This window comes from Microbacterium psychrotolerans (genome assembly GCF_031085295.1).
In the GTDB taxonomy this organism is placed as follows: Bacteria; Actinomycetota; Actinomycetes; order Actinomycetales; family Microbacteriaceae; genus Microbacterium; species Microbacterium psychrotolerans.
Genome location: NZ_JAVFWO010000004.1, coordinates 542,072 through 565,764, shown reverse-complemented (window position 1 = coordinate 565,764; position 23,693 = coordinate 542,072). Strand labels below are relative to the sequence as shown.

General features: G+C 70.7%; 23 protein-coding genes. 17 read left to right on the top strand and 6 right to left on the bottom strand.

Annotated features, from left to right (window positions below):
- The first annotated feature begins 146 nt into the window (after positions 1–146).
- From pcaH to Q9R08_RS15540, 11 genes are all read left to right on the top strand, one after another.
- A complete protein-coding gene (gene pcaH, locus Q9R08_RS15590; protein ID WP_308869039.1) occupies positions 147–1,016 on the top strand; it encodes a protocatechuate 3,4-dioxygenase subunit beta in 870 nt (289 codons plus the stop codon).
- Entirely contained in the window at positions 1,016–1,603 is a 588-nt protein-coding gene (gene pcaG, locus Q9R08_RS15585; protein ID WP_308869038.1) for a protocatechuate 3,4-dioxygenase subunit alpha, read from the top strand. Before pcaH ends, pcaG begins: the two co-directional genes overlap by 1 nt.
- A complete protein-coding gene (locus Q9R08_RS15580) occupies positions 1,593–3,104 on the top strand; it encodes a lyase family protein (protein ID WP_308869037.1) in 1,512 nt (503 codons plus the stop codon). Before pcaG ends, Q9R08_RS15580 begins: the two co-directional genes overlap by 11 nt.
- On the top strand, positions 3,101–3,895 hold the full coding sequence (locus Q9R08_RS15575; RefSeq protein ID WP_308869035.1) for an alpha/beta fold hydrolase: 795 nt from the start codon (positions 3,101–3,103) through the stop codon (positions 3,893–3,895). The genes Q9R08_RS15580 and Q9R08_RS15575 overlap by 4 nt, the downstream gene beginning before the upstream one ends.
- On the top strand, positions 3,892–4,293 hold the full coding sequence (gene pcaC, locus Q9R08_RS15570) for a 4-carboxymuconolactone decarboxylase (RefSeq protein WP_308869034.1): 402 nt from the start codon (positions 3,892–3,894) through the stop codon (positions 4,291–4,293). Before Q9R08_RS15575 ends, pcaC begins: the two co-directional genes overlap by 4 nt.
- Positions 4,294–4,331: 38 nt before the next feature.
- The gene (locus tag Q9R08_RS15565) at positions 4,332–4,766 is read left to right on the top strand and encodes a MarR family winged helix-turn-helix transcriptional regulator (protein ID WP_308869033.1); all 435 of its coding nucleotides are present in this window, start codon (positions 4,332–4,334) and stop codon (positions 4,764–4,766) included.
- A 251-nt stretch (positions 4,767–5,017) separates the two neighbouring features.
- Positions 5,018–6,235, top strand: a complete 1,218-nt coding sequence (locus Q9R08_RS15560) for an alpha/beta hydrolase family protein (RefSeq protein WP_308869032.1) — start codon at positions 5,018–5,020, stop codon at positions 6,233–6,235.
- 244 nt (positions 6,236–6,479) lie between these two features.
- Positions 6,480–7,247: a 3-oxoacid CoA-transferase subunit A gene (locus Q9R08_RS15555; protein WP_308869031.1), complete on the top strand. Its 768-nt coding sequence runs from the start codon at positions 6,480–6,482 to the stop codon at positions 7,245–7,247.
- On the top strand, positions 7,244–7,936 hold the full coding sequence (locus tag Q9R08_RS15550) for a 3-oxoacid CoA-transferase subunit B (protein WP_308869030.1): 693 nt from the start codon (positions 7,244–7,246) through the stop codon (positions 7,934–7,936). Before Q9R08_RS15555 ends, Q9R08_RS15550 begins: the two co-directional genes overlap by 4 nt.
- Before the next feature lies 1 nt (position 7,937).
- Positions 7,938–9,110 carry a thiolase family protein gene (locus tag Q9R08_RS15545; protein WP_308869029.1) on the top strand — a complete coding sequence of 391 codons (1,173 nt, stop codon included), beginning with the start codon at positions 7,938–7,940 and terminating at the stop codon, positions 9,108–9,110.
- Between the two features lie 140 nt (positions 9,111–9,250).
- Complete coding sequence (locus Q9R08_RS15540; protein WP_418001360.1) at positions 9,251–10,030, top strand: IclR family transcriptional regulator domain-containing protein; 780 nt, start codon at positions 9,251–9,253, stop codon at positions 10,028–10,030.
- 26 nt (positions 10,031–10,056) lie between these two features.
- Here Q9R08_RS15540 and purU read toward each other — a convergent pair whose 3' ends face one another.
- From purU to Q9R08_RS15515, 5 genes are all read right to left on the bottom strand, one after another.
- Positions 10,057–10,932 (bottom strand): formyltetrahydrofolate deformylase, encoded by an 876-nt coding sequence (purU, locus tag Q9R08_RS15535; protein ID WP_308869028.1) that lies wholly within the window; start codon positions 10,930–10,932, stop codon positions 10,057–10,059.
- A gap of 69 nt (positions 10,933–11,001) precedes the next feature.
- Positions 11,002–12,057, bottom strand: coding sequence for a glycosyltransferase (locus Q9R08_RS15530; RefSeq protein ID WP_308869027.1), 1,056 nt, complete (start codon positions 12,055–12,057; stop codon positions 11,002–11,004).
- Complete coding sequence (locus Q9R08_RS15525; protein ID WP_308869026.1) at positions 12,054–13,172, bottom strand: glycosyltransferase; 1,119 nt, start codon at positions 13,170–13,172, stop codon at positions 12,054–12,056. The genes Q9R08_RS15530 and Q9R08_RS15525 overlap by 4 nt, the downstream gene beginning before the upstream one ends.
- Positions 13,173–13,185: 13 nt before the next feature.
- Positions 13,186–14,295, bottom strand: coding sequence for a glycosyltransferase family 4 protein (locus tag Q9R08_RS15520; protein WP_308869025.1), 1,110 nt, complete (start codon positions 14,293–14,295; stop codon positions 13,186–13,188).
- A gap of 153 nt (positions 14,296–14,448) precedes the next feature.
- Positions 14,449–14,829 (bottom strand): MerR family transcriptional regulator, encoded by a 381-nt coding sequence (locus Q9R08_RS15515; RefSeq protein ID WP_308869024.1) that lies wholly within the window; start codon positions 14,827–14,829, stop codon positions 14,449–14,451.
- 77 nt (positions 14,830–14,906) lie between these two features.
- Here Q9R08_RS15515 and Q9R08_RS15510 point away from each other — a divergent pair, with 77 nt between their 5' ends.
- Entirely contained in the window at positions 14,907–16,154 is a 1,248-nt protein-coding gene (locus Q9R08_RS15510) for an MFS transporter (protein WP_308869023.1), read from the top strand.
- A gap of 43 nt (positions 16,155–16,197) precedes the next feature.
- Here the strand turns inward: Q9R08_RS15510 and Q9R08_RS15505 are convergent, their stop codons facing one another.
- On the bottom strand, positions 16,198–17,154 hold the full coding sequence (locus tag Q9R08_RS15505) for a LysR family transcriptional regulator (protein WP_308869022.1): 957 nt from the start codon (positions 17,152–17,154) through the stop codon (positions 16,198–16,200).
- 218 nt (positions 17,155–17,372) lie between these two features.
- Here Q9R08_RS15505 and Q9R08_RS15500 point away from each other — a divergent pair, with 218 nt between their 5' ends.
- The 5 genes from Q9R08_RS15500 to Q9R08_RS15480 all read left to right on the top strand — a co-directional run bounded on the left by Q9R08_RS15500 (position 17,373) and on the right by Q9R08_RS15480 (position 23,572).
- Positions 17,373–18,674, top strand: coding sequence for a C-glycoside deglycosidase beta subunit domain-containing protein (locus tag Q9R08_RS15500; protein WP_308869021.1), 1,302 nt, complete (start codon positions 17,373–17,375; stop codon positions 18,672–18,674).
- A 17-nt stretch (positions 18,675–18,691) separates the two neighbouring features.
- The gene (locus Q9R08_RS15495) at positions 18,692–20,179 is read left to right on the top strand and encodes a C-glycoside deglycosidase beta subunit domain-containing protein (protein ID WP_308869020.1); all 1,488 of its coding nucleotides are present in this window, start codon (positions 18,692–18,694) and stop codon (positions 20,177–20,179) included.
- Positions 20,180–20,390: 211 nt separating this feature from the next.
- Positions 20,391–21,698, top strand: a complete 1,308-nt coding sequence (locus Q9R08_RS15490; RefSeq protein WP_308869019.1) for an extracellular solute-binding protein — start codon at positions 20,391–20,393, stop codon at positions 21,696–21,698.
- 76 nt (positions 21,699–21,774) lie between these two features.
- Positions 21,775–22,734 carry a carbohydrate ABC transporter permease gene (locus tag Q9R08_RS15485; protein WP_308869018.1) on the top strand — a complete coding sequence of 320 codons (960 nt, stop codon included), beginning with the start codon at positions 21,775–21,777 and terminating at the stop codon, positions 22,732–22,734.
- Between the two features lies 1 nt (position 22,735).
- Positions 22,736–23,572 carry a carbohydrate ABC transporter permease gene (locus Q9R08_RS15480; protein WP_308869017.1) on the top strand — a complete coding sequence of 279 codons (837 nt, stop codon included), beginning with the start codon at positions 22,736–22,738 and terminating at the stop codon, positions 23,570–23,572.
- Positions 23,573–23,693 lie beyond the last annotated feature (121 nt).

Below are 23,693 nucleotides of genomic sequence, written 5' to 3'. Positions count from 1 at the left end.
CCGAACGCACGCGTCGCGCCCCACACCAGGAGGAGACGGATGCCGGGAGGCCGCCGCACCGTTATTCCCACTGGGTGGGAATCTGCGACGCGTACCCGACCGGGCGGTGCGACCCTGGGACGACCCGAGTCGTCGAAGGAGACCTCATGACCGCGACCCAGCCCGATCCCCGGGGCGAGGAGGCGTTCTCGTCGTCGGTGGTTCTCGAGCAGAACGCGGCAGCGCCGGAGTCGCTGCTCGCCTCGCCCGACCAACTGACACAGAACGAGATCACGCAGGAGATCGTCGACTACCACGCCGCGGCGGCCCGCCGTGAGGAGGCGGGGGAGCGGCAGAACATCAGCCTGCACGACTTCCCGCCGTACCGGTCGAGCCTGCTGCGCCACCCGACCAAGAACCCGAAGCTCGTCGATCCCGAGACGATCGAGCTGTGGTCGCCGGCCTTCGGCCAGCGGGATGTCGCCGCCATCGAGTCCGACCTGACGCTGCAGCACATCGGAGAGCCCCAGGGCGAGCGCATGACCGTCGAGGGCCGCGTTCTCGACTCGTGGGGCCGCCCGGTCGCCAACCAGCTCGTCGAGATCTGGCAGGCGAACGCCGCCGGCCGCTACATCCACCAGCGCGATCAGCATCCCGCACCGCTCGACCCGAACTTCACCGGCGCCGGCCGCACCGTCACCGACGACGACGGGTACTACAAGTTCACGACGATCAAGCCCGGCGCGTACCCGTGGAAGAACCACGTGAACGCGTGGCGTCCCGCGCACATCCACTTCTCGATCTTCGGCTCGGGCTTCACGCAGCGCCTCGTGACGCAGATGTACTTCCCCGGCGACCCGCTGTTCCCGCTCGACCCGATCTACAACACCATCTGGCGACAGAAGGACCGCGACCGGCTGATCGGGCTCTACGACCACAACCTGTCGGTGCCGGAGTTCTCCATGGGCTACCGCTTCGACATCGTCGTCGACGGCCCCGACGCCACCTGGTTCGAGCCCGAAGAAGGAGAGCACTGATGGCCGCCGACGCCGCGCGCGCGAAGCGCGACCTGGGCCCGAAGACCCACGAGGCCACGGGCGGGCAGACGGTCGGCCCGTTCTTCGCCTTCGGCCTGGACTACCCGAAGAAGCACGAGGTCGTCTTCCCGCACAGCCCGGGTGCGATCGTCCTCGGCGGCACGGTGTTCGACGGCGCCGGTGCGCCGATCCCCGATGCCGTCGTCGAGATCTGGAGCGCCGACGAGAACGGCGAGATCCCGCGCGCCCACGGCGCGTTCCGCCGCGACGACCACTCCTTCACCGGATTCGGCCGCGCGGCGACGACGGATGTCGGCCGCTACGAGTTCTGGACCCGCAATCCCGGACCCATCGACGGCGGTGCCCCGTTCTACTCGGTCGTGGTCTTCGCGCGGGGACTCCCCGACAAGCTCGTGACCCGCATCTACCTGCCCGAGCACGATGATCTGCTCGCGGCTGACCCGCTGCTGTCCTCGCTCGACGAGGACGAGCGCGCTACGCTCATCGCGACGCGCCTGGCCGATGGCAGCCTTCACCACGACATCCATCTGCAGGGCGAGAAGGAGACCGTGTTCCTTGCCTTCTGACCGTGACCGGCCCCCGATGGACGAGGGCCTGCTCTCGCCGGTGACCGTGGGTCACGACGGGACGGTGACGGATGCCGCGTACCTCGACGCGCTGGTGACGGCCGAGGTCGCGCTGGCCCGGGCCTACGGCGAGCTCGGCCTCGCGCCGGCGGAGGCCGTGGACGAGATCGAGGCGGAGTTCGGCTGGCAGGGAGGCCTGCGCGGCTGCCCCGACCACGGCGTCGAGCTCACGGCGCTGGCTGCGGCATCCGTGGCAGGCGGGAACCCCGTGATCCCCCTCGTCGCGCGGCTCAGGGAGCGGGTGTCGGACGACGCACGCGCCTGGGTGCACCGCGGTGCGACGAGCCAGGACATCGTCGATACCGCCGTGATGCTGCTCGCCCGCACGGCGACCAGCAAGGTCGTCGCTGCGCTTGCGCACACCGAGGTCTCGCTGCGCTCGCTCGCGCGCTCCCGTCGCGACGAGGTGGCGGCCGCCCGCACGCTCACGCAGCATGCGGTGCCGACGACCGTGGGCCTCCGCGCGGCAGCGTGGCTGCGGGGCGTCACCCGTGCCAAGGAGCGCGTCCAGGCTGTGGAGCACAACCTGCCGGCGCAGCTGGGAGGTGCGGCCGGGACGCTCGCGTCCTTCGCCGAGATCGCCGGACCTTCGTCGGCCGCCGACCTGCCCGCCGCGTTCGCGCACGAGCTCGGGCTGGCAGTGCCCGACGCGCCGTGGCACACGACGCGCTGGCCCGTCACCGAGCTCGGCGACGCGCTCGTCCAGGCGATCGACGCGGTCGGCAAGATCGCGGCGGATGTCGCGACCCTCAGCCGTACCGAGATCGGTGAGCTCGCCGAGGGCTCGGGCGGCGGATCGTCGGCGATGCCGCAGAAGCGCAATCCCGCGGCATCCGTCCTCATCCGCTCCGCCGCGCTGCGGGCACCGCAACTGGGTGCGACCCTCCACCTCGCGTCCGCGCTCGCGACCGACGAGCGGCCCGACGGCGCGTGGCACGCCGAGTGGCCGACGCTCCGCGAGCTGCTGCGCCTGGCCCTCGGTGCGACGGCCCATGCGGCCGCGCTCGTGACCGACCTGCACGTCGACACCGACGCCGTGGCGCGCAACCTCCGCGCGACGGGTGGGCTCCTCGTCGCCGAGCGCCTCTCGCTCGTGCTCGGCCCGGTGGTGGGCACCGGGGCCGTGTCGCGCCTCGTGTCGGATGCCGCCGCGGGCGGCGACCTGGCGTCGGCGCTGGCTGCCTCGCCCGACGTGATCGCGCTCGCCGCCGAGCGCGGTGCGACACCGGAGGCGTTCGTCGCCGACCTGCTGGATCCGGCGAACTACACCGGGCTGGCCGGAACGCTCGTTGACGACGCCGTCGGTTTCCCCGGCCGGTCCGGCGCCGACGTCCGTCCCCGGTTCGGGGCGCACGACGTGCGGTCGGGGCGCGCGGCGCACGCCCCGAAGACACGTGACGCGCCCCAAACCCCGCTTTCGGACCAGGAGGAGAACCCGTGACCCTTCCCGCCATCGCCGTCAACGCGCCCGTGGGGCCCACGACGGGCTCGAACACCGACGCGCCGACGCTCGTGCTGGGGCCGTCGCTCGGCACCTCGACGATGCTGTGGGAGCGCGTGATCCCGGCCCTCGCCGAGCGCTATCGGATCGTGGCGTGGGACCTTCCCGGCCACGGCGCCGCCCGGCCGGCCGGCGATCCGTTCACGATCGCCGAGCTGGCGGACGCCGTCGCCGCGGCGGTAGAGGGCCCGTTCCTGTACGCCGGCGTGTCACTCGGGGGCTGCGTGGGCCTCGAGCTGCTGCGGCGCCACGGCGACCGCATCACCGCCGCCGCCATCATCTGCTCCGGCGCGGCGATCGGCGCGCCGGCGGGGTGGCACGACCGCGCCGCCCAGGTGCGCGCGCAGAGCACCTCGAGCTTGATCGTCGGATCGGCGCAGCGCTGGTTCGCCCCGGGCACGATCGCTCGCGACCCCGATCTGACGGGGCGCATGCTGCACGTGCTGCAGGACACCGACGACGAGAGCTATGCGCTGTGCTGCGAGGCGCTGGCCGCCTTCGACGTGCGGGCCGGGCTCAGCGAGATCGCCACCCCGGTTCTTGCGGTCTGGGGCGCCCACGACGGCGTCACGCCCGAGGCGTCCGCGCGCGAGATCGCCGACGGCGTGCAGCGCGGCCGGGCCGTCGGGATCGCGGATGCCGCCCATCTGCCGCCCGCGGACGATCCGGCCGCGACCGCCGCGACGTTGCGGGGGTTCTTCGACGGCGTCGCCCGGGAGCGTGCCGCATGAGCCGCCCCGCAGGCGAGGGGCTCACCGACGAGGAGCGGTACGACCAGGGGATGGTCGTGCGGCGCGAGGTGCTGTCGGACGCGCACGTCGACCGGGCCATCGCCGGCACGACCGAGCTCACCGCCGACTTCCAGGACTTCATCACCCGCGTCGCGTGGGGCGATGTCTGGTCGCGCCCCGGTCTCGACCGGCGATCTCGGTCGGTCGCCGTGCTGACGGCGCTCATCGCACTCGGGCATCACGAAGAGCTGGCGATGCACCTTCGCGCGGCCCTGCGCAACGGACTGACCGTCGACGAGATCAAGGAAGTCATCCTGCAGGCGGGCGTCTACTGCGGCGTCCCCGCCGCCAACACCGCTTTCCGCATCGCGAAGGACGTGTTCGCGGAGGAAGGCTGACGCCGTAGGCTTCATCGCATGACGGACCCGGGGACCGCATGACGGCCGAGCACGCGCCCCGCATCCTCTACCAGGTGAAGCAGGTCGAACTGGCGGTCCGCGGGCGCCTCGATGCGGTCGTCCGACCGCACGGCATCACCGTCACCCAGTACACGGCGCTCACCGTGCTGGAGCAGCATCCGGGAATGAGCTCCGCCCAGCTCGCCCGGCACGCCTTCGTCTCGGCGCAGGCGATGGAGGGGATCGTGCGCGCCCTGGGCGAGGCCGGGCTGATCGAGCGCGTGCGCGACGCCGACAACCGCCGGCGCATGACGATCTCGCTCACGCCGGCGGGCACCGCGCTGCTCGCCGCATGCCGGAGCGACGTCGACCGCATCGAGGCGGAGGCGTTCGCCGGCCTCTCGTCGACGGAGCGCTCGGCGCTCGGGCGATGGCTTCAGGATGCTCGACGCGCACTCGAGCAATCGCCCTGACCCATTGACTCATCATCAGGAAACTTGATAATTGGTCCTAGCTCCGTCGCCGACGTCGGAGTCCCTGTCGATGATGACAACGGAAGGACCACCCCCATGTCCCCGCACGTACGCACCCGCGTCCTCGGAGTCGCCGCGGTCGCCGCCGGCGCGCTGCTCTCCGCCGGTCTCGTCGCCCCGCCCGCTGTCGCAGCCACACCCCAGGGGAGTACTCCGGTTCGCTCCCCACCGGAACGACCTGGCTCGCCTCGGTGCCCTCCGACTGGAACGGCACCGTCCTGCTGTACAGCCACGGGTACCGGCCCTCGTTCGTCCCCGGCAACCCGGCGTCCGTCGCGCCCAACGACGCCACCAAGGCGCTGCTGCTCGAGGAGGGCTACGCGCTCGTGGGCTCGTCGTACGCCGCGAGCGGCTGGGCGGTCCCCACCGCCGTCGACGACCAGCTGCAGTCGCTCGACGCGATGCTCGACCAGACCCGCCTCGATCCCGACCACATCCTGGCGTACGGCACTTCCATGGGCGGCCTCGTCACCGGCCGGATCGCGGAATCCGCGGGCGACGTGATCGATGGCGCCATGCCCACGTGCGGGCTCATGGAGGGCGGCGTCGACCTGAACAACTACCAGCTCGACGGTGCGCACGCGATCGACCAGCTGCTGGCCCCCGCGCAGGACATCGACATCGAAGGCTACGCGACGCTGAACGAGGCATTCGCCGCATCGTCGGCATTGAGCGCTGCCGTGCAGGCCGGCCAGCAGACGCCTGAGGGACGTGCGCGCGTCGCCCTCGCCGCCGCCCTGTTCCACCTCTCGGACGGCGTGCTCGAGGCCGATGCGCCTACCGACCCCGCCGTGGCGCAGGAGGCGCTCTTCTCCCAGCTCGTGGGCACCATCGGGTTCGTCACGCCGGGGCGCTTCGACATCGAATCGACCGCAGGCGGCAACGCGACGTGGAACGTCGGCGTCGACTACCGGAAGCTCTTCGCCCAGTCGGCGGACCGCACGCTCGTCCAGGAGCTGTACCGGCAGGCCGGGCTCGACCTCAAAGCCGATCTCGCCACTCTGACGCAGACCGCGGACGTCGCAGCTGACCCGGGGTCGGTCGAGACGCTGCGTGCGTCGTCGGGACTGACCGGCGACCTGCAGATGCCCGTGCTGTCGCTCCACACGCTCGATGACGTGCTCGCGCCGGTGCAGGTCGAGCAGGAGTACGCGGAGGACGTCCGTGCGGCCGGCGACAACAACCTGCTCCGTCAGTACTTCGTCGACCACGTCGGGCACTGCAGCTTCACGCCTGCCGAGATCGCGGCCGGCATTGAGGCGCTGATGGACCGCGTCGAGAGCGGACACTGGGGAGGCCAGTCGGCCGAACTCATGAACCGCCTCGCGGCGTCGCTGGACGAGAGCGGTTCGGCCTTCGTGCCGACCAAGCCCGGCGAGTTCCTCGCCGACCGCGAGGGGAATCGCTGACCACGACCTCGTGAGCCCTGCAGGGGCGGCATCCGTGATGGGTGCCGCCCCTCTGCTTTGGCGGTCGGGCTGCTCAGATGTCACGACATGCGGTGACGCCGACGGTGAAGCCGCGCTTCGTGACACCCGAGCGGATGCCGCTGCCGAGGCCGCGGATACCCCTGGCGGCGTTGGCAGGGCCTCGGGTAGAGTGTCCGTAGAACGTACAGACGTTCGCACAGCGAACACTTCGAGGAGTGCATCGATGATCGACAAGACCGTGGGCTCCGTCGCGGAGGCCGTGGCCGGCATCCGTGATGGTGCGACGATCATGATCGGCGGCTTCGGCCGCGCCGGGCAGCCGGTCGAACTCATCGACGCGCTCATCGCCCAGGGCGCCACCGACCTCACGATCATCAACAACAACGCCGGCAACGGCGACGTCGGCCTCGCCGCCCTCCTCGCCAAGAAGCGCGTGCGCAAGATCCTGTGCTCGTTCCCGCGCCAGCACGACTCCTGGGTGTTCGACGGGCTGTATCGCGCCGGCGAGATCGAGCTCGAGCTGGTGCCGCAGGGCAACCTCGCCGAGCGGATCCGTGCGGCCGGCGCCGGCATCGGCGCCTTCTTCTCGCCGACGGGCGTCGGCACGCAGCTGGCCGAAGGCAAGGAGCTCCGCGAGATCGACGGACGCACCTACGCGCTCGAGTACCCCATCAAGGCGGATGTCGCGCTGGTCGGCGCGTATCGCGCCGACCGGTGGGGCAACCTGGTCTACCGCGAGACGGCGCGCAACTTCGGCCCGATCATGGCCGCTGCCGCGACCACCACGATCGTGCAGGTCGACGAGATCGTGCCCCTGGGTGCGCTCGACCCCGAGTCGGTCGTCACCCCCGGCATCTTCGTCGACCGGGTGGTCGCGGTGGGCGAGCGCGGATGGCTGAGCGACGGCGCGTTCGCCGGGGGAGTCGACATCGAAGGACGCCCGCTCGTCCGCGCAGGCTCACCCGCAGAAGGAAACGAGGTCGACCAGTGAGCGCCACGGATTCGGCGCCGTCCGCCACGCGCATCACGCGCGAGCAGCTCGCCGCACGCATCGCGCAGGACATCCCCGAGGGCTCCTACGTGAACCTCGGCATCGGGGCGCCGACGCTCGTCGCCGACTACCTGCCGCAGGACCAGGAGATCATCCTCCACACGGAGAACGGCATGCTGGGGATGGGGCCGTCGCCGGCGACCGGCGCGGTCGATCCCGACCTCATCAACGCCGGCAAGCAGCCGGTCACCGCGCTCCCCGGCTCCGCGTACTTCCACCACGCCGACTCGTTCGGCATGATGCGCGGTGGCCATCTCGACGTCTGCGTGCTCGGGGCCTTCCAGGTGTCGCAGGCCGGTGACCTCGCGAACTGGTCGACCGGAGCGCCGGGCGCCATCCCCGCCGTCGGGGGCGCCATGGACCTCGCCATCGGCGCGAAGAACGTCTATGTCATGACGGACCTGCTGACCAAGACCGGCGAGTCGAAGCTCGTCGAGGCCTGCACCTACCCCCTGACCGGCGTCAGCTGTGTCACGCGGGTCTACACGGACCACGCCGTCTTCGACGTCACGCCCGAGGGCTTCGCGGTGCGTGAAGCGTTCGGCGACAACACGATCGAGCTCCTCGCCGAGCTCACGGGCCTCGAGCTGAAGCCGGCCGAGACCCCCGGCATCCCCGAGGAGAACTGACATGGCCACCTACGTCTACGACGCCGTCCGCACGCCGTTCGGGCGCGCCGGCGGTGCGCTGTCGGGCGTTCGGCCCGACGACCTCGCCGCCATCGTGATGAAGGCGACGATCGAGCGCACGGGCCTCGACCCCGCCCGCATCGACGACGTCATCTTCGGCGACGCGAACCAGGCCGGTGAGGACAACCGAAACGTCGCCCGCATGGGTGCGCTGCTCGCCGGGTTCCCGACGTCCGTGACGGGCGTCACCGTGAACCGGCTGTGCGCGTCGTCGGTCGAGGCAGTCATCCAGGGATCGCGCGCGATCGACGCCGGCGACACCGACGTCGTGCTCGCCGGCGGCGTCGAGTCGATGAGCCGTGCCCCGTTCGTGGTCGAGAAGTCGGCCCGTCCGTGGCCGAGCGTCGGCAACCAGACGCTGTGGAACACGTCCATCGGGTGGCGCATGACCAACCCGAAGCTGCCGAAGCACTGGACGATCTCCAACGGCGAGTCCGCCGAGCTGATCGCCCGCGAGTGGGGCATCTCGCGCGAGGCGCAGGACGAGTTCGCGGTGCGCTCGCACCGGCTCGCCGCCGAAGCCTGGGCCGCGAACCGCTACGACGGCGAGATCGTGCAAGTGCCGGGTGCGGAGCTCGCCCGGGACGAGGGCATCCGCGACGACACCTCGGTCGAGAAGCTCGCGGGGCTGAAGGCGCTGTTCGCCGCCGACGGCGGGGGAACCGTCACCGCGGGCAACTCGTCGCCGATCAACGACGGCGCGTCGGCCGTGCTGCTTGGGCGCGAGGGCGCTTTGCCCGGCGAGCCGCTCGCCCGCATCACCGCCCGTGCCGCCCACGGCGTCGACCCGGACCAGTTCCCGATCGCGCCGATCGAGGCCGCGAACAAGGCGCTGGCGCGTGCCGGGCGAACCTGGGCCGACGTCGACTTCGTCGAGCTCAACGAGGCGTTCGCGTCGCAGTCGCTCGCATGCCTGGCCGGCTGGCCGGAGCTCGACCCCGACAAGCTCAACGTCCACGGCGGCGCGCTGGCGATCGGCCACCCGCTCGGCGCCTCCGGCGGGCGCATCATCGGCCACGCCGCGCACGAACTGCGCCGGCGCGGCAGCGGCGTCGCCGTCGCCGCCATCTGCATCGGCGTCGGGCAGGGCCTCGCCGTCGTGCTGGAGCGGTGACCCGCGCACCGGGTCGGTAGGGTGAGCCGGTGACCGCGACCAGCGATGTGCCCGCCACGGCCGACCGCCGCAGCGACCCGGCTACGGGCGACGCGGCTGCCGGCCCCGGCAGAGCGCCGGCACAGTACGCAGATCCGAGCATCGTCGACGCGAGCCCCGGTTCGGGCAGAGACACCGTGCAGTCCCTCGCGCGCGGGCTCGCCGTCATCCGCGCCTTCGACGCCGACCACCCGGAGCTCACGCTGAGCGAGGTCGCGCGACGCGCCGACATCACGCGCGCTGCCGCCGGACGGTTCCTCCGCACCCTCGAGGAGCTGGGCTACGTCCGCGGGCGCGACCGGCTCTTCGCCCTGACGCCGCGGGTGCTCGAGCTGGGCTTCAGCTACCTCTCGGCGCTGTCGATCCCCGAGATCGTGCAGCCGCACCTCGAGCGGCTGTCGCGCGAGGTCGACGAGAGCGTGTCGGCGGCGGTGCTCGACGGCGAGGAGATCGTGTACATCGCGCGCGTTCCGACGCGCCGCATCATGAGCGTGCGCATCACGATCGGCACGAGGTTCCCCGCCTTCGCGACGTCGATGGGACGCGTGCTGCTCGCAGGGATGCCAGCTGCCGAGCGCGACGCGGTGCTCGCGGCATCCGCTTTCCCGGCGCTCACCGACCGCACCGTGACGAGTCCCGGCGCGCTGCGGGACGAACTTGCACGCGTGCGGGAGCAGGGGTGGGCGCTCGTGGACGGCGAGCTCGAGCCCGGCCTGCGCTCGGTCGCCGTGCCGCTGCACGATCGCCGCGGCGACGTGGTCGCGGCCGTCAACGTCTCGACCAGTGCCACCCGCGACAGCATCGACCACGTCGTCGCCCAGTACCTGCCGCCGCTGCAGCGGACCGCGGCGGCCATCGACGCCGAGTTGCGCCTGGTCTGATCGCGGCAGCCGGGAAGCGCAACGCCTCAGAACACGATCGTGTGGTTGCCGTGGCGGATGATGCGGTCCTGCGCGTGCCACAGCACCGCGCGGGAGAGCACCTGGCGCTCGACGTCGGCGCCGCGGCGGGCGAGCTCGGCGGCGGAGTCGGCGTGCGTGACGCGCACGGTGTCCTGCTCGATGATCGGGCCCTCGTCGAGGTCGTCGGTGACGTAGTGCGAGGTCGCGCCGATGAGCTTGACCCCGCGCTCCTTCGCCTTCTTGTAGGGCTCGGCGCCGATGAAGGCCGGCAGGAACGAGTGGTGGATGTTGATCACCGGCACCCCCAGCTGCGACAGGAAGTCGCCCGAGAGGATCTGCATGTAGCGCGCGAGCACGACGAAGTCGACGTTGCCCTTGAGCAGTTCGATGATCTTCGCCTCGGACGCCGACTTGTCGGGGCCGGGTACGCCCGGCACGTGGAAGAACGGCACGCCGAACGAGCGGACGTCCTCGGCCGACGTGGTGTGGTTCGAGATCACCATCGGCACGGTGACCGGCAGGTCGCCGCGGCGGTGGCGCCACAGCAGGTCGAGCAGGCAGTGGTCCTGCTTCGACGACAGGATCGCCATGCGCTTGGGCACCGACTGGTCGGTCAGCGACCACTCCAGCTCGAACCCGGCGAGCGTCTGCGCGATCTCGCTCTCGATCACCGGGCGGTCGGCGGCGAATCCGGGCCTGTGGAACACGACCCGCTGGAAGTACGCACCCCCGGTGGGATCGTCGGAGTACTGGTCGAACGCGACGATGTTGCCGCCGATGCGCGTGATCATCGCCGAGACGGCGGCCACGATTCCGGGCCGGTCGCTGCCGTGCACGATGAGGCAGGCGTGGTCGGGCTTCAGGTTCGGTGAGGCGGGCACCGTTCGATTCTGCCGTGTCACAAGGGCGACGGATGCCGCGGCCCGGCGGTGGCCGACCCGGGTAGCGCGTCACACGGGTGCGACCGCGGCGACGCGGCCCACGCACTGCAGCGTGCTGAGGGCGGCCAGCGTCGATTCCGCCCCTCGGTTGTCGTTCCGGCCGGTCGGAGTGAGGCCGTCGTATCCGGCGCCGGTCTCGGGGTCGAACAGGGCGACGCCGATGTCGTTGCGGCCCTCGAACCACGCCCAGGTCGCACGCAGCGGCCGCAGCCAGCGGCTGTCGGCGGTGACCTCGAACGCCCGCAGGCACGCCTGTGCGAGAGCGGCCGCCTCGATCGGCTGCTGATCGAACGCGGGAGCGGTGTCGTGCGGCCCGCGGCCGGTGACGGGCGTCAGCGAGAGATGCCCGTCCAGCGCCGTCTCGGTGGCGACGAGGAAGTCGAGCAGGTCGAGTCCGCGCTCGAGGCAGCGGGCGTCACCGAGCGCGTGGGCTGCCGCGATCAGCGCCTCGGGTATGGCCGCGTTCGCGTAGCGGAGGCGTTGCTCGGGCCACGACCAGCCGCGAGCCCCCGGGTCGCGGGCAGCGACCGCCGCGGCGGCGTCGCGCAGCATCCGGCGTGCAGCAGCGGCCGAGCCCGGCGACACCCGCGGCTCCCCATCCGTCTCGGCCGCGGCAGCGACCTCGGCGGCGCCGATCGCCGCGAAGCACCGCGCGCGCAGCCACGGGGAGCGCGCCTGGGCCGCGCGATCGAACGCCCGCAGCGCCCGGCCGCGTAGCGACGGCCGCGCCGACCAGCGAGCAGCGGCGCCGAGCCCCCACAGCGCGCGCCCCCACCAGTCACCGGTGCTCGGCTCGTCCGTCCAGCGCCCGTCTGCGGCTCTCCGGTTGCGCACGCGGCCGTCGTCGGCGATCGCCGCCTCGACGAAACGCAGGTAGCGGTCGGCCAGGGCGGCCGCGGCATCCGAGCGCCCATCCTCCCGCGCGGTGAGCGCGAGCCCGCGCGCGACGTCATCGAGGCAGTAGCCGAGCTCACGCCGCGGCGCGGACCCCCGAGCGTGCTCGAACAGGCCGCGCTCGTCGGTCATGGCCTCCAGGTGGGCGAGGGGCAGCTCGGCCGGGATCACGCCGCCTGCTCCGCGCGCAGTCTCTCCGCCAGGTCGAGATACCGCTCGGCGACCTCCGGCCAGGAAAGCCCCGAGCCGTGTCGCCGGGCGGCCCGGCGGTCGTCGCCGCGCTGAAGCATCTGCTCGAGGCCGAGTGCCATCGCGTGCGGATCGTCGTGCGGCACGGTCATCCCCGCCGCTCCGGTGAGCACCTCCACGGCGTGCGGGAACGCCGTCGCGACGACCGGCACCCCTGCCGCGAGCGCCTCGACGAGCACTCCGGACGTCGCCTGCTCGAGCGAGTCGTAGGGCAGCAGCACTGTGTCGGCGGCGCTCAGCAGCCCGGCGAGGTCCTCGGGCGTGAGGTACCGGTTGACGAATCGGACGGATGCCTCGACACCGAGCCGGCGGGTGAGCGCGACGAGCGAGTCGCGGTACGCCTCGCCATCGTGCGCCAGCACCTTGGGGTGCGTCTGCCCGGCGACGACGTAGGTCGCCTCGACGCCGCGCTCGCGCAGGGCGGCGACGGCGGCGATGCCTCGCTCGATGCCCTTGCCGGGTGCGATGAGCCCCCACGTGAGGATCGTCGGCGCCGTGCCCCGGCGGTGCAGCGACTGACGCGGCGGCAGCGCGGCGCCGTGCGGGATGACGTGGACCTTCGCGCCGTCCACCAGGAAGTGCGCGTGGAGCGTGTCGTGGGCGCGGTCGGTCATGACGACCGCCGCCGTCGTGAGCTCGACGACCCGTTCGAGCACGCGCTTCTGGCCAGGGCTCGGCTGGTGCAGCACGGTATGCAGAACGGTGATCACGGGGACGCGGAGCGCCTCGAGGACGCTCAGCACCTCATCGCCGTCGGCACCGCCGTAGATGCCGTACTCGTGCTGAACGATCGCCGCATCGCACGCGTTGAGGGCGCGAGCGGCAGCGCGCTGACTGCGCACATCGCCCGCGCGCAGGACGGCGGCGATGCGCACCTCCGGCTCGGCGGCGGGCGCCGGCGCCTCGGCCGGGTCGAGCACCCGCACGACGGCTGCAGGGCCCGAGCGCTGGTCGGCGAGCGCGACGGCCAGCGAGCGCGTGAACGTCGCGAGGCCGCAGCGGGTCGGCGGATACGTCGACAGGAATCCGAATCGCATGGTTTCTCCCTCCCTACGATGCGCGGGCGCGCATCGGATGGCGAGGGTTCCCACGGTGGGCGATGACGTCGCGGTAGACGTCGAGATAGGCATCCACCATCCGGTCGATGCCGAAGCGTGCGCGTGCCCGCGCGCGGACGCTGCCACGGTCGAGGGCCACCGCGTCGTCGACGGCGGCTGCCGCGCGCTCGAGCCTGTCGTCGGACTGCGGATCGACGAGGATGCCGGTCACCCCGGGGTCGACCACCTCGGCCATCGCCCCGCGGCGATAGGCGACGACCGGCGTTCCGCAGGCCATCGCCTCGGCGACCGAGAGCCCGAAGGGCTCGTCGAAGTGCACGGGATGCAGGAGGGCTGCCGCCGCTCCCAGGACGGAGGGCCGGTCATCTGCCGTCACGGCGCCGAGGTGGACGACGCGCTCCCCGTCGATGCGAGGCTGTACGCACTCGCGGAAGTACGCCTCGTCCTGGACGATGCCTGCGATGAGCAGCCGCCGCCCGGCCCGCGCCGCGATGTCGATGGCGTCGACGATGCCCTTGTCGGGGTGGATGCGGCTGAAGACGATCAGGTCGTCGCCGCCGGGGCCGAGCGGGAAGGCGTCCAGGTCGATGCCGTGCGGGATCGTCGCGGCGTACTCGAGCGTCGGCGCCCGGTCGGCATCCGAGATCGACACGAATGTCGAGCGGGAGCGCTCGTACGCGGGCAGGATGCCGGCACCGGAGAAGCCGTGGATGGTCGTCACCAGCGGCGAGCGCCACTCCGCGTCGAAGGCGAGCGGCAGCCAGTCGAGGTGGTTGTGGATGAGGTCGTACTCGGCGGAGCGGCCGAGCGCGCGGGCCACATGGAGGGCCTCCCAGACTCGGCCCTCCATGCGGGGGTCCTCCGCGTAGCCGTGCGGCGCGACGGATTCGAGACGGGCGGAGGTCACGGAATCCGCCGTCGCGAAGAGCGTCACGTCGATCCCGCGCCGCACCAGACCCTCGGTGAGCATCGAGGCGACCTGCTCCCAGGGCCCGTAGGCCACGGGAGGCGTGCGCCACGCGATCGGTGCCAGCATCCCGATCCGGAGGCCCTGCAGGTCGGGCGCAGCGGAGTCGGACGCCGTCAGCGGGCGTGCGCACATGGTCACCTCACTCGGGGGGTCGAGGGGACCTTCACGGTAGAGGCGGTTCTCCCGCCCGCGCCCGGGGGTTGACAAACTGCGCCCGGACGCGCCAGCCGGGTCACCGGCGAGCAGGCGAGCAGGCGAGCGGGCGGCGCCGGCGAGCGGATGCCGCTACGCCGCCCCGCCGCGCACCAGGTCGCCGTTGCGGGTGCGTTCGAGGAACTCCGCCACGGCATCGCGGCTCTTGGTCAGGCAGGCGAGGCGGTCCTCGAGGGCGGCAAGCTCCGTCGCGAGCATCTCGGCGAGCTCGCGCGAACATGTGGGCTGGGCGATCGCGCGCTGCTGCTCGACGTCGAGCACCACCTTGGCGAGGCGCGTGGTGAGCCCCGCCTGGACGAGACCGCGTGCCCTCGTGGCGCGATCGACGTCGGACTCGTCGTACGCCCGATAGCCGTTCGCCGACCGCTCCGACGAGAGCAGGCCCTGCTCCTCGTAGTACCGCAGCATGCGCGTGGGGATGCCGGTGCGCTCCGACAGCTCGCCGATCTTCATCGCGCTTGGCCTCCGTGCTGTTTCATGTCGCTCGAAAGCTTGACATTGACATTGATGTCAAAGTTTAGCCTCGCTGCATGACCGCGTCCACCGCATCCCTCACCGTCGCCGCGCCGCCCGCGCGCCTGCCGCTCGGAGCGCTGCTCCTGCTCTCCCTCGGCGTCTTCGTCACCGTCACTGCCGAGTCGCTGCCGGCGGGCCTCATGCCGGAGATGGCCGCCGACCTCGGAGTCGATCCGCAGCGGATCGGGCTGCTCGTCTCGGTATGGGCGATCGTCGTGATCGGCACGAGCCTCCCCCTCACCAGGGCGACCCGCAGGATCGACCGGCGAATCGTGGTGGCCGTCTCGCTCGCGGTGTTCGCGCTCGCCAACGTGGCGACGGCGTTCGCGCCGAGCTACGAGTTCGCCCTCGCGACCCGGGTGGTCGCGGCGATCGCGCACGGCGTGTTCTGGGCGATCGTCATCGTCTACGCGTCGTCCCTCCTGTCGGGTGCGCAGCTCGGTCGCGGGCTCGCCCTCGTCACCGGCGGCGGCACGGCGGCGACGGTCCTCGGCCTTCCGGCCGCCACCGCGCTGGCGCAGCTCACCAGCTGGCGCGTCTCGTTCGCCGTGATGGGGATCGGGATGCTGGCGCTCGCCGCCGTCGTCCTCCGCCGGCTTCCCACGTCCGTGGTCGTGCCGGTGGCGGCGGGGGAGCGCGCGCCCCTGCGTCAGGACCGATCGCTGCCTCCCCTCCTCGCGTTCGGGATCGCCGGCCTGCTCATCGGCCTGGCGCAGTTCCTGTCGTTCGTGTACATCCGGCCCTACCTGGGCGAGGCCGCCGGCATCGCGGACGGCTGGGCGAGCGCGCTGCTGTTCGTGTTCGGTGCGGCGGGCATGCTGGGCGTCGCCGTGGCGGGCACGCTGGCCGACCGGTTCCCCCGAACGGCGCTCACTGCCACGCTGCTCGCGTTCGTCATCGCGTTCGCGGCGCTCGCGCTCCTGCCGCAGACCACGCCGGTCGTGGTCGTCGCGCTCGCCGTGTGGGGCGCGGGCACGGGTGCGATGTTCCCGCTGATCCAGACGGCGCTCATGCGGGCGGCATCCGATCGACTCCGCGACCTCGCCAGTGCGTCGATCGTGGTGCTGTTCAACGTGGGGATCGCGGGCGGATCCTGGGCCGGCGGCCAGTTGACCGCGGACTACGGGCCGACGGCGAACATGGCCGTGTCCGCGACGGTGGTTCTGCTCGCCTCCGGCCTGACGGCCCTCGGCGCGGTGCTGGCGTCGCGGCGCGCCCTCGAGCGGGACGCGCAGGCAGGAGAGCGGCTGGGCACGTCATAGCGAGCGCCACGGTGCCGGCCGGCCGCGTCCGTGACGGTGGCTCTCAGACCGGCTCGGCGACCGGGACGGTGGTCCGGCCGCTCGACACCGATGCCGCGGCCTGTGCGAAGATGCCGCGCATCCACGCGTGCTCGGGGTCGCGGCCGTGCACGGGATGCCACCACAGCGCGTTGACGACGGGCGTCGCGTCGAAGGGGGCTTCGAGGATGCGGACACCCGCGACGGACTCCGCGACGTGGGCGAGTCCGGCCTGGATCAGGCCGAGGCGATTCGTCCCAGCGATGAAGTGAGGCAGGGCGAGGAAGCTCTCGACCACCGCTTCGACGTGTGGTTCGATGCCGAGCTGCTGCAGCTGCCGTGCCGCTGAGGTGAACGCCGTGCGGGATTGATACGTGAAGACCCACGGCAGCGCGCCGAGCACGTCCATCGTGAGTTCGTCGCCGACCCGTTCGTTCGACTGCGAGGCGACCACGACCCAGCCGTCGCGCCACAGGTCGGCGTAGGGAAGGTCGGCGAGGTATCCGTGCGGGATGACCATGCCGTCGGCCGAGCGCAGCCGGTTGAGCGCGTCGTCGACGATCGACGGGTTGTGGAGCATGAAGCGGAAGCGCACGCCGGGCGCAGCCTCGGCGGCGAGACGTGATACCTCGCTGCCGATGGTCGCGAAGCCGTAGTCCGAGCCGTAGATCGAGAACTCGCGGGTCGACTCCCGCGGACTCCACGTCGCCTGGCTCTCGAAGACACGGCGCGCTGCTTCCAGGGCCGTCGTCGTGTGCTCGGTGAGGCGGAGCGCGAGCGGCGTGAGCTCGTAGGTGTTGCCGCGGCGGGCGAGGATCGGGTCGTTGAAGTGCGTCCGCAGCCGCGCCAGGGACGCACTCAGCGCCGGCTGGCTCAGGTGCAGTCGCTCCGCGGCGCGCGTCACGCTGCGCTCGGTGAGGAGAGCGTCCAGCGCGACGAGCAGGTTCAGGTCGAGCCGCGAGAGGAGCGGTTGATCGGACACGACGATGTGCTCCTCGTTTTTCGGGACGCCTCGAAACAGTGTATCCGCGCAATCTATGTGCACGGTAGGCGGCATCGCTCGCAACGATGGGCAGACCACGTCGCGATTATGCGCTCATCACACTTACTTATGTCTGAAATAGGCCTAACGCTGATAGTCTTGAAGCGACTTCCCGGCCCTCGACGACGTCGTGGTCCCCACCCAGAGAGCGAGCATCGATGCTTCTCGAGAGAGATCTCATCCAGTCCGTCGGCTTCCGGAATGTGCGCGAAGGCGGTGAGATCACCGGCTTCCAGTTCCGCCTCCGCATGCCGTCGTACCGCGGGATGGCGGCGTCCCTCATCGACGGTGTCGCGGTGCGGGTGGGCGATCTGGTCGACGTGGGGGCGGACGTTCCGCGGTGGACCTTCGGCGGCCGCACGTATTCGCTTCAGGAGCTCTGGGACTCGGAGGGCGTGCGCTGGCCGCTGGAGGAGGCCGCGATCGTCACCGTGCCGCATCCCGGCGGCCTGCCGGAGGGCGCGCACGAGGTCTCCATCCAGCTGCGACTGCGCATGTCGTACATCCCGCAGGAGCACCAGCCGTCGACCTACGAGGTCTCACGGCACATCACCCTCACGTCGGCGGAAGACGGCGGGCCCTTCCGCTACGGTGTGAGCCTCTACAGCTTCATGACCGACTTCGGCACCGTGATGGATCTCGAGACCGCGCTCGCCGCGGTCGCCGATGTCGGGGCGACCGGCGTCGAGATCCTCGGCGAGGGGCACATCGAGCGGTACCCCGATCCCACCAGCGAGTGGATCGACCGCTGGTTCGCCCTGCTCGAGAAGTACTCCCTCGAACCCACGAACTACGGCTCGTGGATCGACACCCGCCTGCACTCGAGCGGTCTCCACGCCCGCGATCTGACGGCGGCCGAGGGTGCGGCGATGCTGCAGCGCGACCTCCGCCTCGCGAAGCGCCTCGGCTTCCGCTTCGTGCGCCCCAAGATCGGAGTCGTGTCGAGCGACCTCGTCCCGCACCCGATCTGGACGGAGTCCGTCGAGCGATCCCTCGACCTCGCGGCCGAGCTCGACGTCGTCATCTGCCCCGAGATCCATGCGCCGACCCCGATCAAGCACGAGGTCGTGGATGACTACATCGGCCTCATCGAGCGCACCGGAACGAAGCACTTCGGACTGCTGCTGGACACCGGCATCTTCCAGGACCGGCCGATCCCGCTCAAGCCGGGCGAGCTGCCCGGCCGTCGTCCCGCCTTCATGGACGGGATCGCCGTCGACCCCGCCGACATCGCCGACATCGCGAAGTACGTCGTCTTCATCCAGGCCAAGTTCCACGACATCGACGAGAACCTCGAAGACCAGCAGATTCCCTGGGAGCCCGTGCTCCGCGCCCTCAAGGACGCCGGGTACTCCGGCTACCTCTCGAGCGAGTACGAGGGTGAGCGCACCCCCTGGCGATCGATCGAGCAGGTGCGGCGCCAGCACTCGCTCATCCGCTCCATAGCCTCCCGCCTCTGAAACCCGACCGGAGAACAATGCCCAACGGACTCATCGCCGAAGACAGCCTTCGCCCGCACCCGGACGGGCTCGCGCTGAAGCTCACGATCCCCTGGTACCGAAGCCTCTGGCTCTCGTCGGTCTCGTCGTTGCGCCTCACGGTCGACGGAACCGAGATCCCGGTCGAGGACCTCGCCTTCGAACTCGGCAGCACCCGCTACGTGATCTCAGAGCTGCCGGAACGGAGCGAGACGCTCTGGTTCCTGCAGCAGCATCCGCTCCTCGTCGCCCGCCTCGACCAGCCCGTCGTCCTCGGCGAGCAGCACGAGGTCGAGATCTTCGGCGAGCTGCGCCTGCCCTACATGCAGATCGCCCCCGGTCAGGACGGCGGCCCGGGCATGTACGTGCCCAACATCGTGCGGCAGGCCTTCAGGCTGACGGTCACCGACGAGGACGCGCCGCCGCTCGCGACGGCGTCGGATGTCACGCCACCGCCTCCCGCGGCGGAGGACGATCCGTTCAAGCTCGGCCTCACGCTGTACTCGGCGAGCGCCGAGTTCCGCGCCGGCTGGTACGACTTCGACGGATTGCTCGACCGCGTGGCCGAGCTCGGTATCGGTCCCGGCATCGAGATCGTCGCGTCGCAGGTGCTGCCCACCTACCCCGTCGTCTCGGACGAGTTCGTCACGCAGTGGCGCGCGGCCTTCGACAGGCACGGCTTCGACGAGAGCTCGTTCGGCGCGAACCTCGACATGGGCAGGCGCCGCGACCGCGACATGACGCCCGACGAGGAGTTCGAGTTCAGCGAGCTGCTCTTCCAGGGTGCGAAGAAGCTCGGTTTCCCGCTCGTGCGCATCCAGAGCGCGAAGCCGGAGCTGCTGCGACGCCTGCTGCCGGTCGCCGAGAGCCTCGAGCTGAAGCTCGCGTACGAGATCCACGCGCCGATGGGGCCGAACGCGCCCGAGATCCTCAAGGTTCGCGAGGCCTACGCCGACCTCGACTCGCCGCTGCTGGGCTTCGTCGCCGACTTCTCGTCGACCATGCACGCGATGTCGCCGACGCTCCTGCGCGCGGTGCGCCGGGCAGGCCTCGACGACGAGGCGACCCTGCAGCTGCAGCGCATCTGGGCGACGGATGCCTCGATGCGCGAGCGGCAGCAGGATTTCATCGCCTATCTCCAGGGCCGTGACTTCGACCCCGGCCGGCTCGGCTCGTTCGCGCACCTGGCGTTCAACATGCACGGCCACGTCGATCCGCGGGAGTGGGCAGACATCATGCCGCAGATCCTGCACGTGCACGCGAAGTTCTACGACATCGATGAGAACGGCCAGGAGCCGGCGATCGACTACCCGGAGCTCGTCCGCGTCTTCGTCGAGGGCGGGTACCGCGGCTACTGGTCGAGCGAGTGGGAGGGTCACGCGTTCGCCGAGCTCGGCGAGGTCGACCCGCTCCTTCTCGTACGCAAGCAGCACGATCTGATCCGGCGCTCGATGCACGCCGTCGAGGCAGCAGGGCTGCCGGGCTAGCTCCCGCTCAGATCGCACGCCTGGGCCTCGTCGACGATCGTCGGCGAGGCCCAGGCGTGCGTCGTTCGCCGTGCGCTCAGGGGGTGGCCCAAAGTTATGCGCAGTATCGTCAATACTTATGTGTGTTTCTGGCGCATCCCCGACATACTGAGATCACAGCACAGGCGCTCGAAGGATCGAGCCGCCGACAACGAAGTCAGAAAGGCTGGAAATGACACAGCACCGTTCCTCGGCTGCTCGCCGAGCGGCGATCATCGCGGTCCCCGTGGTGGGGGCCCTGCTTCTCGCCGGCTGCTCCGGCTCGGGCGGCGACTCCGGCGACTCGGGCGACTCGGGCGACGGCGCCGCGGAGTTCTCCTTCACGTTCGCGACGTCGAACAACCTCGAGAGCCCGTACGAGACCCTCGCCAAGGCATACATGGACGCCAACCCGGACGTCACCATCACGACGAACCCGACGCCGAACGACAAGTACGGCGAGACCATCCGCACCCAGTTCCAGGCCGGCAACGCCGCCGATGTCGTCCAGACGACGCCGGGTTCGGGCGACGCCCGCGGCATCATCCCCCTCGCCGAGGCGGGGTTCCTCGAGCCTCTGGGTGACACCGCGGCTGAGCTCGTTCCGGCCGGCAGCGAATCGATCTTCGAGATCGACGGCGATGTCTACGGCCAGCCGATGGACTTCACGATCGCCGGATTCGTGGCGAGCATGGGCACGGCCGCGATGAACGGGCTCGACGAGTGGCCGGCGACGGAGTCCGACCTCTTCGACGCCTGCTCCGCGCTCGCCGCCGAGGGGAAGTCCCTCCTCGCGCTCGCCGGCGCCGCCGGCCCGAACGCCGGTCTGACCGCACAGGGAATCGCCGCCACGCGGGTGTACGCCGAGGATCCCGACTGGAACGAGCAGCGCGCCGCAGGCGACACCACCTTCGCCGAGAGCGAGGGCTGGGCGGATACCCTCCAGACGATCATCGACCTGAACGAGGGCGGCTGCTTCCAGCCCGGCGCCGAGGGCGGTGGCTTCGACGCCATCACCAACGGGCTCTCGCAGGGCACCTCGGTCGGCAGCTTCATCCCCTCCGGCTCCGCCGTGGAGATCGCGAGCGCCGCCCCGCCGGAGGCCGACTTCAAGGTGCAGCCCTTCCCGGCAGCCGATGGCGGCGACCCGTACATCATCGCGAGCTCCAACTACACGATCTCGATCAACGCCGCGTCCAAGAACAAGGACGCCGCCTCCGAGTTCGTCGACTGGCTGGCGACGCCCGAGGCGCAGGAGATCTACTACGAGGCATCCGGTCTGCTGCCGATCTCGTCCTACCAGGATCTCGACCTCAGCGACACGATCTACTCGCCCGTCGTCGACCTCCTCGCCGAAGGGTCGTATGCGCCGCTGCCGAACAACATCTGGCCGAACCCCGCGGTGTACGAGGCGCTGCAGGTGGGCGTGCAGGGTCTGCTGACGGGTCAGAGCACGGTCGAGCAGGTTCTGCAGAACATGGACGCCGCCTGGGGCGAGTGATCCGGACGCGGCCGCCCGGGACCACATCCCCGGGCGGCCGCGCCCTCCGCACGATGCCGTACGAACACGAGGGATCATGACCGCGACACTGAACTCCGAGACCGAAGCGCTGATCGTTCCGAAGCGCGATCGCCGGGGCCGCCGGCGCGACACCGCACCCCGTCGGCCTGGCCTGCTGAAGTTCGGGTACTGGTGGTGGGCGCTGCCCGGCATCCTCCTCGTCCTCGCGATCCACTACGTCGCCACGGCGATCGGCGGGTTCTTCGCATTCACCGACTGGTCGGGGATCGGCGACTTCACCTGGATCGGCCTCGACAACTTCATCGCGATCTTCGAGGACCCGACGCAGATCGGCGCAGTGGTCAACACGCTGTTCCTGGCATTCGCGTCGGTGATCCTCAGCAACATCGCCGGTCTCGCACTCGCACTCGGCCTGAACCGCGGCCCCAAGACGCGTTACGCCCTCCGCGTCCTCTTCTTCATGCCCGTCGTGCTGAGCCCGCTGGCCGTCTCGTACGTGTGGAAGTTCATCTTCGACTACAACGGCCCGATCAACGGCGTGCTGCGGGCGATGGGACTCGGCGAGTTCGCCAAGGCATGGGTCGCCGACCCCACCTGGGCGATCTGGACCGTCCTCATCGTGATCGTGTGGCAGAACACCGGCTTCGCGATGGTCATCTACATGGCCGGTCTCGCGGCGGTGCCCGTCGAGATCGAGGAAGCCGCGGCCATCGACGGCGCCGGCCTGCGGCAGCGTTTCTGGCACGTCACGTTCCCGTCGATCAGGCCGGCGGTCGCCATCGCGACCACGCTGGGTCTCGTCAACGGCCTGCGGGTCTTCGACCAGATCATGGCGCTCACCGGCGGCGGCCCGGCCGGCGCGACCGAGACGCTCGCCACGCAGGTCTACAAGGAGTCCTTCGCCCTGGGCAACTTCGGCTACGGCGCAGCGCTGGCCCTCGTCCTGACCCTCATCATCCTCGTCTTCGCCGTCGTCCAGCAGCGAGTGACCAGCGGCCGTCCCGAGGAGGCCTGACATGTTTCGATACACCAAGCTCACCGGGTTGCGCGAAGTCATCTTCTGGGTGCTCGCCGTCCTGTTCCTGGCGCCCTTCTATTTCCTCGTCACCACGGCGCTCAAGTCGGACGAGGAGGTGCTCACGACATCGAACCTGGCCCCGCCGTCGAGTCTCGACTTCAGCAACTTCACCGAGGTGCTGACAGCGCAGGGCAACTCGAACGTGATCCAGGGCCTCGTGAACAGCATCATCATCACGGCCGGCAGCATCCTCGGCCTCGTGCTGCTGGGCGCGCTCACCGGCTATGTCATCGCGCGCAGCACGCGGCGCTGGAGCCGCGCGGTGTTCTATCTCTTCCTCATCGCGATCGTCCTGCCCACGCAGCTGGGCACGGTCCCGCTGTACATCGGTGCACGCACCGTGGGCCTCACCGGCTCGATCTGGGGCATGATCATCCTCTACACGGGGATGCTCCTGCCGCTGTCGATCTTCCTCTACGCCGGCTTCTTCCGCGGCCTGGGCACCGAGTACGAGGAAGCCGCGACCATCGACGGCGCCTCGCGGACCCAGATCTTCTTCCGCATCGTGCTGCCCCTCATGTCACCCGCCACCGGGACCGTCGCGATCCTCGCGGGTCTCATCGTGTGGAACGACTTCTTCACCTCGTTGATCTTCCTCGGCGGCTCCGACAACCAGACGCTCCCTGTCGCGATGTATTACTACATCGGCTCGCTCGTCTCGTCGTGGAACAAGATCTTCGCCATTGTGATCGTCTCGATGATCCCCATCCTGGCGTTCTATCTCTTCGCCCAGAAGCGCTTCATCCAGGGCTTCGCGGGCGGCTTGAAGGGCTGAGCCCGTGAGCGCCGGCATCCGCGCGGCGTTCGAGAAGTTCGTCGAGCACCGGGACGTGCGGCAACAGCTCCCCGTGCATGGCGCCCACGACCACCCCATGTTCTGACCCCCGAGGAGACAC